The organism is Cupriavidus sp. 22TCCZM01-5, assembly GCF_057798915.1.
Map to the genome: position 1 here is coordinate 17,576 of NZ_JBYOJR010000032.1, position 12,437 is coordinate 30,012.

General features: G+C 60.9%; 9 protein-coding genes. 3 read left to right on the forward strand and 6 right to left on the reverse strand.

Annotated features, from left to right (window positions below; genetic code table 11):
• Positions 1–47: 47 nt before the first annotated feature.
• Positions 48–1,028 carry a tyrosine-type recombinase/integrase gene (locus AC3FNH_RS24870; protein ID WP_488721951.1) on the reverse strand — a complete coding sequence of 327 codons (981 nt, stop codon included), beginning with the start codon at positions 1,026–1,028 and terminating at the stop codon, positions 48–50.
• Between the two features lie 370 nt (positions 1,029–1,398).
• Here AC3FNH_RS24870 and AC3FNH_RS24875 point away from each other — a divergent pair, with 370 nt between their 5' ends.
• The 3 genes from AC3FNH_RS24875 to AC3FNH_RS24885 all read left to right on the forward strand — a co-directional run bounded on the left by AC3FNH_RS24875 (position 1,399) and on the right by AC3FNH_RS24885 (position 3,847).
• Entirely contained in the window at positions 1,399–2,859 is a 1,461-nt protein-coding gene (locus AC3FNH_RS24875) for a sensor domain-containing diguanylate cyclase (protein ID WP_488721952.1), read from the forward strand.
• Between the two features lie 44 nt (positions 2,860–2,903).
• Positions 2,904–3,275 carry a PHA-granule associated protein 4 gene (locus tag AC3FNH_RS24880; RefSeq protein WP_276102490.1) on the forward strand — a complete coding sequence of 124 codons (372 nt, stop codon included), beginning with the start codon at positions 2,904–2,906 and terminating at the stop codon, positions 3,273–3,275.
• A gap of 128 nt (positions 3,276–3,403) precedes the next feature.
• Positions 3,404–3,847: a GNAT family N-acetyltransferase gene (locus tag AC3FNH_RS24885; protein ID WP_276102491.1), complete on the forward strand. Its 444-nt coding sequence runs from the start codon at positions 3,404–3,406 to the stop codon at positions 3,845–3,847.
• 174 nt (positions 3,848–4,021) lie between these two features.
• Here AC3FNH_RS24885 and AC3FNH_RS24890 read toward each other — a convergent pair whose 3' ends face one another.
• From AC3FNH_RS24890 to AC3FNH_RS24910, 5 genes are all read right to left on the reverse strand, one after another.
• The gene (locus AC3FNH_RS24890; RefSeq protein WP_488721953.1) at positions 4,022–5,194 is read right to left on the reverse strand and encodes a porin; all 1,173 of its coding nucleotides are present in this window, start codon (positions 5,192–5,194) and stop codon (positions 4,022–4,024) included.
• Between the two features lie 200 nt (positions 5,195–5,394).
• Positions 5,395–6,285 (reverse strand): 4Fe-4S dicluster domain-containing protein, encoded by an 891-nt coding sequence (locus tag AC3FNH_RS24895; protein WP_276102494.1) that lies wholly within the window; start codon positions 6,283–6,285, stop codon positions 5,395–5,397.
• Positions 6,278–9,274, reverse strand: coding sequence for a molybdopterin-dependent oxidoreductase (locus AC3FNH_RS24900; protein ID WP_488721954.1), 2,997 nt, complete (start codon positions 9,272–9,274; stop codon positions 6,278–6,280). Before AC3FNH_RS24900 ends, AC3FNH_RS24895 begins: the two co-directional genes overlap by 8 nt.
• 19 nt (positions 9,275–9,293) lie before the next feature.
• Complete coding sequence (locus AC3FNH_RS24905; RefSeq protein ID WP_488721955.1) at positions 9,294–11,225, reverse strand: acyl-CoA synthetase; 1,932 nt, start codon at positions 11,223–11,225, stop codon at positions 9,294–9,296.
• 212 nt (positions 11,226–11,437) lie between these two features.
• Positions 11,438–12,394, reverse strand: coding sequence for a fumarylacetoacetate hydrolase family protein (locus AC3FNH_RS24910; protein ID WP_276102497.1), 957 nt, complete (start codon positions 12,392–12,394; stop codon positions 11,438–11,440).
• Positions 12,395–12,437 lie beyond the last annotated feature (43 nt).

Sequence of the window (12,437 nt, forward strand, 5' to 3'; positions counted from 1 at the left end):
CGCTCGGCGTAGCAGCGGCTATGGCAAGCGAGCCAAGGTATCTTCCTTCACTGGCCTGTGCCGGCAGTGGCGCCGGCAAAGCCGGAGTCGCCGCTCCGACCACGCTGCATGTCCTTGTCGCCCTGCATGCTTTCGATCGTGGCGAGGATGCGGTCGCAGGTATGGTTGCTCGAGAGGCCCAGCAACTGCGATACACGCTCGCGCGGCACGCCGGCGAGCAGCGCGCGCCGGCAGTAAGTATTCCGAAGAATCCGCGGGCTCATGTCCGGGGCCTCATAGCCGATCTTTCCGAATGCTTCCCGGACGATGTTGCCGAGACTCATGGCGGTGACAGGCTTGCCGCTGGCGCGCAACGCGAAGAGCAGGTTGCCTTCGATGGCCAGCAATCGGCGCCGGGCCCGCCATGCATTCAGGGCGTCAATGCTGAAGCCTTCCAGCGGCACTCTCCTGGCGGGCTTTCCGCGCCCGGCCGCGACAACTATGTAAGGCGCATCGTCAGCAAGATGAAGGTCGCCCAGCTCCGCCGCGCGCCCTTCCGCGGCGGTGATCCCCGAACCAAGAAACAGGCCGACAACCGCGCGCATGCGCAGGCTCGCCACATCGCCATCCAGATCCATCCTGACGAATTCCTGCAGCCGCAGATCTATCTCCTCCGGCAGGAATAGCGGAGTGCTTCCCTGACCGGACCACCCTGCATCGCTTACCAGGGCGGCAACCGGATTGTCGTCCCTGAGACCAATGTCGATCAGGTACCGGCAGAGACGATCGAGCAATTGCACATAGCGCGTGCGCGTGTCCGCGGCGTGGGAAGCGACCTCCGGCTCAAGCCAGAATGTTTCGATATGCCCGCTGCCAAAGTTCGCCATCGTCACGCCGTGGGAAACGAGATGCCGGTGGAACCTGTCCAGCATGGCACGATGCTGGATGATCGACTGCGGCGCAAAGCCACTGTGTCCTGCGCCCGTGCGCTCCCGGGATTGCCAGGCCACATAGGCAAGAGATGGATTTCTTAGCCACAGATCACTCATTTCCGACTACCGTCCAACGCGATGATTCATGCTTCGACATCCGCGCCGGCAAGAACCTTGCGCGCGGACTCTGTCCGTTAGGCAAAATGGTAGGGAGCGTCCGGAGGCGCGAGAGAGTACAGTCGCCGTGCTGACTGAGCGGAACAGTTTGCTAGTGTCTGTCTTGCTTCGCCGTGAACCCGCTCCAGCGAGTTCGTGGACCGGGCAACGTCAGGGCAGCACTACAATGGCGACTGTCAGAAAGCAGCAGAATATTGGAATGCGGCCCGTCAGCCACTTACTAGAGAAGCATCGTTCGCGCTTCTCACCTGCGGGACTTATCGTCCCGGCGGCCATCGCTCTAACGTGCGTTGTTGTGGGTTTAGTCGCGATGGCGCTCGTCCAGATGCGCAGTGATGCCCTGACCAGAGCGGGCGAAGCCGCTTCAAACATCGCCCTGACCCTGGAGCGCAATATCTCGCGCAATCTGGGCATCTATGAACTCGCACTCGGCGGCGTGTCCGACGCGATGCATGACCCGGAAGTGATGGCCATGCCCAGGCAGTTACGGCAACGCCTGATCTTTGACCGCTCCATGAACGCCGAGGACATGGGGTCTTTGTTGGCGACCGATGCGCAGGGCAACCTGGTGCTGGATTCCGCTGCCTGGCCGCCCCGTCCCAACAACGTCAGCGACCGCGACTATTTCCAGGTGCATGCGAAATCGGCAACGCAGGGCATCTTTCTCAGCAAGCCGTTTCAGCCACGCGTGACAACCGGGACAGCATCCATCGCGCTGAGCCGCCGCCTGTCCGGGTCCGACGGCAGCTTTCATGGCGTCGCGGTGGGCACGCTGCGGCTGGATTACTTTCGCAAGCTCTTTGAAGGCGTCAACCTGGGGGCCGGCGGCAGCATTACCTTGCTGCGCACGGACGGCACTGTCATCATGCGTCGCCCGTATGCCGAGGCGGATATCGGACACAACATCTCCAGCAGCGCCTCCTTTCCCCCGCTGCTGCACGGCACGGAAGGAAACTTCATCGGTATCGCCGCGATTGATGGCGTGCAGCGCCTGTATAGCTACCGGAAGGTCCCCGGCTATCCGCTCGTGATGGTGGTGGGGCTCTCCGTGCAGGACGTCCTCGATCCATGGTATCGGCGCGCCTGGTGGTTTGCGGGCCTGGCCAATGGCATCGGCATCCTGATCATTGGCCTCGCTGTGATGCTGTCCCGCCAATGGCAACGCCGCCTCGAGATGGAAGAGCACCTTCGATCGATGGTCGCTACCGACGGGCTGACCGGCCTGGGAAGCCGGAGGGCGCTCGACGATGCCGCGGACCAGGAATGGCGTCGGGCACGGCGCGACGGTACGGCGCTCTCCCTGCTGATGCTCGACGTAGACCACTTCAAGCAATTCAATGACGTGTACGGACACCTGGCGGGAGACGACGCCCTGGTTGCCGTCGGGCAGTGCATTCGGAGGCATATCCGTCGCCCTGGAGACTATGCGGGCCGCTACGGAGGTGAGGAATTCGCCATCTTGCTTCCTGGCACCGATGAAGCCGGTGCGCGTAAGGTCGCCGAAGCCATCAGAGCCGCTGCTCAATCGTTGCGCATTGAAGTCGGCGCCGCGGCATCCGCCACGCTGACGGTCAGCATCGGGGTCGCGACTGACGCCCAGGCCGGAACGGAGCATCGCACCTTCTCCGACTTGCGCGCGTTCTTCCTGGCAGGTGACGAAGCGCTGTATCTGGCCAAACGCGGCGGCCGGAACCGCGTCGTCGAAGCGCACGCCCACGCTGCGGGCATCGCCGGACCTGAGCCCAGCACAGTTGCGCAGCTTCCACATTAGTGGATATATTCTCATCACGATGGACTCCCCCGGGGAGACTCTCCATGAGCGTATACGTCGCACGAAATCGAGCCAGCGCGATCGAGCACATCAGATCGCATGCGGAAGGTACGGTTGACCTGGACTACGAGACGGCATGGGAAGACGCCCTGGAGCTTGGCCGGCTTGGACAGCAGTGCGGCATCGCCGTCCAGTTCAGGACGATCGAGCATATCGCGGTGGAATCGCCTGACGCCCTCGCTCGGGGGTTACGCGGGGAGAAACGCACATTCCGTCAGCGCTACCTGTATTGCAAGTTTGATATGACCACGCTTGCGGAGGATTGCCTCTGCGAGCTGGAATCCCTCGCCATCATGCACGGCGACTACATCCTGCCAGGCCATATGCTTGAGGATGCAACCTTGACCTGGGGTTGAACGGCCGCGAGATGGCATCCCGAGATGGCATCCCGTTACTCGGCTGCCTCGCGACATAGCAACTCTACTTAAGAAGAATCCCTGAAAGCGAAAACAGCCCGGCAAAAGTACGATACAGGAACGCTTGTATGAAGGAATGCATCATGCGCCCTCACTATGCGTCCGAAGAAGACTGGCCGGATGTTGAAGCTCTGCTGCGCGCGTCATCGCTCTCCATCGAGGGAGTACGCGATCGGATCGACCAGTACATCGTGGTCCGCGACAATGCCGGGCTGCTCGGTTGCGCTGGCGTCGAGCGCTATGAGACAACGGGGGTGCTTCGCGCTCTCGTCGTTGCGCAACGGGGGAGATCGGCGGGTCTTGGCGAGCTGATGCTGTCGGCCATCGTCGCGGATATCCGGCTGCAAGGGGTCGACTCCATCGTCCTTCAGACTGAAACCGCTTCGGGCTATTTCGCCCGCCTGGGATTCTTGCCCATCAGCGCTACGGATCTCCCCGCTGCCGTGCGCCCGTCTCCGGCATTCAAGCCGGACGAGATGGGCGCCGGTACCCTGATGCAGATTGCCTTGTGAAGCCATTGCTCGGTTTCGTTAAGCACATCCAGGATGCTGATCTGCGGTGCATCTTGTTAGGTGGGTCCTCCGACACTTTGCCGGGCTTGTGGATGACCAGTCCCTGTTCGCAAAGCGACGCAGATACGCGCCCAAGCCGGGGGCCGGAATGGTCGGCCCCGACGTTGAGTATTATCAGAAGATATGGCGGACACCTGCTGCAACGCCGATCATAGACGTCTGCCCGTTCGCCGGCGCGTAAGTGTTATTGAGTAAGAGGCTGGCGCCATAGCCAGACGCCCCGGATTCGAGCATCAGTCCGGCGTTCCGCGCATAGGCCGTGGACACATACAAATCTGTCCTCTTGCTCAGGCTATATTTGGCCATGAAGAGCAATTGCCAAGGGTTCGCCACCGCAGCGTTGCCGTTCAGATTTCGGACTTTCTGGTAATCATATTCAAGCGTCAGTTCGACGGATGGCGTCAATTGATAATTCGCCCCAAGCCAGTAATAGTCATCGCGTAAAACTGTCAGGCTATTCTGATCCTTGTTCTGTCCCCAACGATACCCGCCCATGACCTTGGTCTTGCTATCGAACATATAGCTCGCGGCGACCGCTACGCGCCGATTGGTACCGCTGCCCTGGGCGATTGACGGATTGTACTGATCGTAGTCGATGGTGAAGCCGAACGCGCCGGGCATATAGATCAGCGCGGCGCCATACCCCGTGTCATTCCTGGCTCGCCCCGGAACCTCGCCATTGCCTCCGACCACGACTTGCTGAGCGAACGGACTGGTAGGGGGCAAAGTCATCCCGACACCAAAGGACCAATGCGCAATCGCCGTCACCGGCCCCACCACGGCGGCGTACTGAACGGCATTGTTTTCGCGGAAGTTTGGACCGGCTATCACACCGATCGGCTCATACTGAACCGAGTAGGCCCCCGGCATGAAATTAGCCAATCCGAGAAAGAGGGAAGTATATTGCCGGCCGAATGTGAGTTGGCCAAACTTGTTGCTTCGCAAACCGACGTACGCCTGTCGGTCAAACAGTGTGTTGTTCATCTCCAGAGCACCTGTATCGGCCTGAAAGCCGCTTTCCAGTACGAATAGCGACTTCATGCCCGCGCCCAGGTCCTCTTCTCCGCGCAAGCCCCAGCGGGATCCCGCAAGGCCGCCGCTGTTCAATCGGGTGACGCTGTGCCCCATCCCAGGGTTGTAGAGATTCGTGGGTAACGGAACAGATCCAACTCGATTAACGTATTCGAGATTGGTGTCAACAACCCCATACAGCGTGACACTGGACTGGGCGTGGGCTGCCCCGGAAAACAATCCGACGGCTGCGCAGGTAAGAAGGCGCTCTTTCATGCTGCAATGTCTCCTCGTTATCGTAGCGGTGGTCATGAAAGCATGTGGAAAGAGATCTGGAAGGGTCGTCACAGCGTGCAGCCGCGCACCATCGAGACACAGCAACGCAAACGCCGAATGAGAGTTCGCGGCTGTGTACCCCGGGTCTCGCCGGACCCGGCTGAAAAGTGGCGATGGGAACGGCTATCTCAGCCGTGGCGTCAGCTCATCGGGGCGCGCTTAGCGACGGATCCCGCTTCCACGTCCGACGCCGTGGGAACTAGAACGATTTCGCCGAGATACAGGCTTTCGTGCAGTTCGCATTCCCTGTGCGCCGTTCCTGCTTTGTGATGGATTTCAATGCGATAGACGCCGCTTTTCGCGGGCAGGTCGCCAAAGCGGAAGTCGCCGAAATCATCGCTTGCTGTCATGGCAATCTTCTTGTCGCCCTGGTACAGCGAGACTTCGGCGCCCGCAACACAATCGGACTTGCCAGATGCCTTGACGCTGACGCTGCCGCCGATGAAGCAAGTTTCCCAGCGCTCCAGCCCCCGGTAATAGACTCTCGGCCTGGCGCCAAGCTTGGGCAGCAGCACCTTCAATCCCTCGGCGCTGGCCTTCCGGGCCATGGCGCTGTCGTCAAGCTTCACCGCCTCGAAGACATCGGTTGGGCATGCTTGCTGACAGCGGGGGCGCTGCCAACCGTTGTCGAGCAAATGGCCATCGAAGATCCACGTCTGGGGGAGCTGGAGCTCCTCGTTCCAGACAATGGCCTTGTAAGGGCAGGAACGCACGATGTCCTTGCGGCCCTTGCCCTTGACGGGGTCGATAATGACGATGCCGTCCTTGCGCTTCGTGATCGCGTCACCGCCCACCTTCATGCATGGCGCGTTGTCGCAATGGTTGCACATGACGGGCAGATAGGTCGTCCGGACCATTGGCGCGTGACCCTCGACGCGGCGCAGAATGCGGATCGTGCTTTCACCGGACACGGATGCGGGAGCCGCATACCCGGGAAAGTCGTTGCCGACGTGTTCGTCCTTCTCGGCAATTACGCAGTTATAGCAATTCTCGCAACGGCCGACGTTGATGATGAGATTCCACTTAGTCATGAGCGATCCCCGCGGGGGCGCGGAGCTTGAATTGCTCGGCGCCATGCCATTTTTCAATCTGCACCAGACATGAATTGGGACTCATGCTGCTCGTGCCACGCGTCTGGGGGCGGTCCGGCGTGAGGATATTCATGCAACCGCCGATCTCGACCGTTTCGCCTCCGATGTCCACCATCTGGAACTCGGCACTCGCCTCATGCGACTTCACCACGCCTGGAACCATCAGCGACGAGATATCTGCAGCACAGATCACCGCCCCGCGGTCGTTATAGACCTTGACCAGGTCACGGTGTGTGATCCCGCGTTCTTCCGCGTCGACGGCGTTGATGCGCAGTAGCCAGAAGTCATGGCCGGCGATACGGGCACGGTGGTCCCGCACGTGATTCACGGCGCTGTTCTTGCCATCGCCCGACGTGTGGAAGCTATAGCGAGAATGCGTAGCGATCATCTGCAGGGGATACTTCCCCGCCAGCGTGGTGGTTCCGAGACCTTCCCACGAGGGGATGTAGCGATTGAGCGCCGGGCGATCGGGATTGTCTGCTGTGTGGCGTTTGAGAATTTCAGGAACGAACTCGATCTTGCCACTGGGCGTTTGCAAGCCCTTGCCGAACTCCTCGGCAAATTGGCTTGGTAGCGGATGCGGCTCGGGGAGGTCCTTCTGGCGGCCTTCCGCGAACCACCGCATATCCACCGGTTGGCTGAACTCCGGCCTTTCCGGGGGGACAACGTAGTAACCCTTGCGACAGAATTCCGTCCAGGAGATGTGGTTCGGCAGATCGGAGCCATCGAACACGCGCTTGACCCAGTCAAGTTCCGAACCACCTTCGGTAAACAGTGCGCCGAGACCAAGCCGCTCCAGAATTCCGGTGAATATGTCGTAGTCAGACCGCGACTCACCGAGTGGATCGATGCACTTGTGTTGCAGCGTTATAACGCGATGATTGACGCCGGCGATCCCGTGATGCGCGTACCCCCCGGAATTCGACCACTCGCCAATGTCCCAGCGCTCCAGCGAGGAGCATGCCGGAAGAATGATGTCAGCGAACTGGGCCTCGCCCTCCATCCAGATCGATTGATTGACGACAAATTCAATGCTCGGGTGACGATAGGCATCGATCCATCGGCCGGACTTGGTGACGGTGCTGAATGCCGAGCCTCCGTACCGGTAGATCATGTGGATGGGCGAATAACCTGGCATCGGATACGTGAAAGGCGCGAATTGCGCTTCCTGCGAAATGCCGTCCCAGAGATAGCCGCTGGCGTGGCCGTTGATGATGGCGTCGGGCAGCTGCTGCCGCGGGACCATTTGCTTGACGGGGTTCATCGTCAGAATGTGTGGCATCCGCTGATAGTTATTGACAGCGTTGCCAGTCCACATCAGATCACCGGAAATCCCTCCATCCGCGTACCCCGGAAAGTAGAAATGGAGGTCCACCGGCGTGCCGAGCTGAAGGCATCCGAAATTGACCCCTGGCTTGCCCCAGCCCTGCATCGCCATCATCATGATCATGCAGCGCGCCCACTGTTGCCCTGTGGCGCCGCGGCCAGCGCCGCCGAATCCTGCGCCCGTCATGCCGGCTGCCAGATAGACCTTCCTGTTGCCCCACTTTCGCGCGAGGGCGCGCACGTCCTTAGCGGGAACGCCCGTTTCGGTTTCTTGCCACTCCGGGGTCTTGGGGATACCGTCGGTTTGTCCCAGCAGATAGGCCTTCCACTCTTCGAAGCCCGTCGTGCGGGTCGCAACGTAATCCTTGTCGTACAAGTCCTCGACCGCCCACACATACATGATTGCAGTAGCCAGAGCGGCGTCAGTTTGCGGCCGTACCGGAATCCAGCGCCCGCCGAGCAATTGCGCCGTCGGATTGTTGTGCGGGTCGATGTGTATGAACTCGATGCCGAGTTCCTTGGCCCACAGGCGCCGTTGCGTTCCTTCGAACCCCGCATAGGCACCATTTGTGCTCTCCGGATCGCAGGACCAGAAGACAATCAGCTCGGCTTCCTTGAGACAATCCTCGACTCCACCATAGCCCGCCGGTACGCCTATTCGCATGGAGTTGCCGAAGTGATGCATCGCGCCCCAGTACCAGCCCTCCCAACTGTCCGGATTGGCTGCGACACGGGTGAAACCAATCAGATTGGCGAAGCGCGTCAAGGCGCTGAGGTAGTAGCCGACGTTGCCCCACTGATGGTGGGACGACATCGGAAAGGTGATGGCACCAGGACCGTGAACCCGTTTCTGCCGGTTGATTTCCCTGGCGACAATATCAAGGGCTTCGTCCCATGAGATCTGCACGTAGCCTGATTTCCCTCGATTCTGCGGATTGCGCTCGCCATCGGGATCGAAATCCACGCGCTTCATCGGATGAAGAATGCGTTTGTCCGAGTAGACGACCGACTTCAGCGTCATGGCATGGGGCGCTACCAGTGCACGGCGCTGCGGTCGAAAGGTCTTCCCGCGCGCCCTGATCTCCCAGCCTTGGGCATCGTCGGCGTCGAACTCGAGAGGTGTCACGCGTAGGATGCGCCCCGCTTTTACATAGACGAACAGCGGCCCGCCATTCGTGCATGTCGTGAAGCGGCGCGTTCCGTCGGCCATCGGCGTACCCATCGAGACGCCCACAGTCTGGCTGAGGTTCAGCGTTTGCATGAACCAGACCACCAAGGGATCCGGCCCCTTCGTGATGACCTTGAAATTCTTCGCGGCGTGGATGATATCGCCCTGATCCGGGTTGGGCATGAGGAATTTCAGGGCCGTGGGGAGATCCCTGAACAGCAGGCTGACGTCGGGTTCGACGCTTTTAGCGTTCCGCGATCGCACCTTCCCCCCCTTAATCTCGAGGTTCAGACCAACGCTTCCGTCCAGCAGACCGATGAAGGCGGTACAGTTCTTATGCTTCAGTCGCTGGCGAAAATGCGGGTGCTTCCAGGCGGTCAGATTGAGCACCCTTGGCAAGGCGAACAAGATGGTTCGAAGGACAATCTTTTTCATCACTGGATCGCGCCGGGGGTTACGCCGGATGAGTGAAGTCGAGCGGGAATGGAAACCGTCCGGCCAGGAGATCCCGCACACGTTCTGCGTCGGCGGCGGCGCATTGGACGAAAGCCACCGTACCCCTCCGGATATCGGGACCAACGCGTACGCTGGCGGGCACACCGGCCTGTGTCAGCTGTTCCTGGAATACTTCCTCGACAGCGCGCATGCGCAACTCCGCGCGCGCCACCTTGCCAATTGGGGTCAGCGGTAGCGCTTGCAGGATTTCAATACGTGCCGGCACCGCGGCGCGCTCGGGTACGAGCGAGCGCGCCGCAGCGAGCAGTTCATCCGCAGAGAGCGCGTGCCCCGGCTTGAGCGTGACGTAGGCAACAGGCAATTCACCGGCGTGCGCATCCGGCTGGCCGACTGCGGCAGCCATGGCCACAGCCGGATGCTGAAGAAGCGCTTCCTCGATCATCGCCGGATCGATATTGTGACCGCCACGAATAATCAGTTCTTTGACACGGCCCGTCAGGTGCAGGTAGCCATCCGTGTCGAGATAGCCGAGGTCGCCGGTGTTGAGCCATCCCGGTTTTAGCCAGATGCCGCGGTTATCCTGCTCTCGCAAGTAACCGGGGAACACATTGGGACCATGAACGCCGATAACACCGGTTTCACCAGGAGCGGCCGGTTCAGCGGCAAGGCCTGCGGTACCAGACTTCCAGACTCCGATGGCCTGGTGGGGAAGGCGCAATCCAACGCTACCAAGGCGGCGCTCGCCCAGCGGCGGATTCAAGGCCGAGACGCAGGCGGCTTCCGTCATCCCGTAGCCTTCGTATAAAGGGATGCCGGCAGCGGCTTCGAAGCGTCTCGCCACTTCGGCCGGCAGTGGCGCGGCGCCGCAAAAAGCGAAGCGCAGCGAGGAAATGTCGACGCCATCGCGAGGCAGGTCAGCTAGCGCGCTATAGATTGTCGGCACACCACTGAAGCTGTTTGCCCGGAACCGTTCAACCAGTTTCCAGAAGTTCGGCATCACGCCGTTACCGCGATAGCCGGCCGCCGTGAGCATGACGACCTCCCAGCCGCTATGGAAGGCGGCCAGGCCCGTCACCATTGCGCCGTTCACATGGAACAGCGGAAGACCGCACAGGATTGTATTGGGGGACGGGGTTAGCGCGCCCAGCATGGACGCAACGAACGCCTCGTTGAGATGCGCGTGCATCGCGACTTTTGGCAGCCCGGTGGTGCCACCGGTATGGAAGTACGAGCAGATGTCGGTTGGCAAGAAGCGTCGCTGAGAGACCAGCATGTCCGAAGGCTCGGCCGCCAACGCCTGTTCGAAGCTGACGATATTCACGTCCGCGCGAGCCGGCCGCGACGCGGCTTCGAATGCTGCCTCCAGGCGCTTGCGCTCTTGCTCGCCAACGTACGGCGTAGCGCTGACGACGAACAGCGTCCGCACCCCAGGACAGCGGTTGACCACAGCGATAGCTTTATCCCAAAGCGTACTGTCTTCCATCGGCGCGCAGGCGACCAGCACCTGGGCCCGGGTCTCTTCGATGATGGCGGCGATATAGTCCACCTCGAGCATCGGGTTGATGGGACTCGCGATACCCGCCGCCTGGGCGCCTAGCAAGGCATAGTGGGTCTGAGGGAGATTGGGAAGCAGCACGGTTACCGCAGTGCCTGGTGTCACACCGACGCGGAAGAACGCGTTGGCGGCTTGCGTCACGCGTGCCTTCAGGCTTGCGTAATCCACCGTGAACTCGGAAGCGTCTGGCGCTCCGGTCATGACAAAGCGAAGTGCGGTCTTCTCCTGATGGCGATCGCAGGCTCGGCACAGGAGTTCGTATGTATTTTGCGCGGGAACCTTCTCTTGCCAGGGCGTGCGCTCAAAGGCGTCGATATCGGCCTGGGTCCGGATTGAGGCGGACAGAGTCCTGCCGCCCACCGTTGTATCGGGCATGCTTGTCTCCTTGTTGAGAGGCTGTTTTCTTGTCAGTGTTGCAGTGGCAACAGAACTGCCCGCCGCGGCTCGCGCCGGGTGGCGTGCAGGTATGCCTGCTCAATCTGCGAAAGCGGGAAGGTCTTCGCGCAAAGTGGAAGCAGGAACGCTGCGCAAGGGTCAGCGATTCCAATACGGCTTCGCTTGAGCGGCAGGTCCCAGGTCGTGGGCGTTCATGCCGACACCACGCGATTGCGCTGCTCGCCCAGCTCGATCGCACCATCGTCGGTGCGTATCGAGGCAGTCATGATGTCCCCAGGCTGCAGGTACGCGGGGTTCGAGCGACCTTTTTTGATGAAGAGTTGCCACTTCGTACGGTCGGACAGTACATGGCGAAACATCCACATGGCCAGCTTGCCCGGCGCCCGCGCTGCACAGCCCGCCGGAGTCCCGGTAGCGATAAGGTCACCGGGCTGCAGATCGTGCAGAGCGGACAACTCCGTCAGCGTCTGGTGCGGTTTGAAGATCATGTCGCCGCAGTAGGTATCCTGGCGGGGCTGGCCGTTGACATGTAGCCGCATGCGCAGCTCAGGCCAGCGTGCCCATTCCTCTGCATTCAGCAGTACCAGGAAAGGACCTACGGGACCGAAGCTGCGATAGCTCTTTCCTTTGTAGAACTGAGCCTGTGGCAGCTGGACGTCGCGGGCGGAAATATCATTGACAATGGTTACACCCGCGAGAAACTCATGAAGCTGTTCCGGGCCGATGCGGAGGGCGCCCGTCAGCGGCTTGCGCACAACCAGACCCAGTTCGATTTCGTAGTCGAGCAGGTGCACATGCCCAGGCCTCACGACGTCGGCGTCAGCCGCGGCCAGACACGACGGAGCCTTGGTGAACAGCGTGTTGAAGCCGATCTTGTCGGGGTCCATGCCTGACTCGCGTACATGACTTGCGTAGTTGATGCCCTGGCACAGAAACTGGCGGTCTGGGGTCACCGGCGGTAGCAGCGTGACACCATCGAGCGCAAGCGTTGCCTCGCCCGGCGTGCTGCGCCAGGCCGCTTCGAGGCCATTCGTGACGAAGTCGGCAGTACTGGCGCCATCGCAGTGCAATGGTGCGATACGGCGGTCGTGGACCACGCCCCAACGGGGTTCGCCGGCATGGATATATCGGACGACCTTGACAGCCATTTCTTCTCCTTGATGTGAGGGGCCTTACAGAGACAGCGACAGA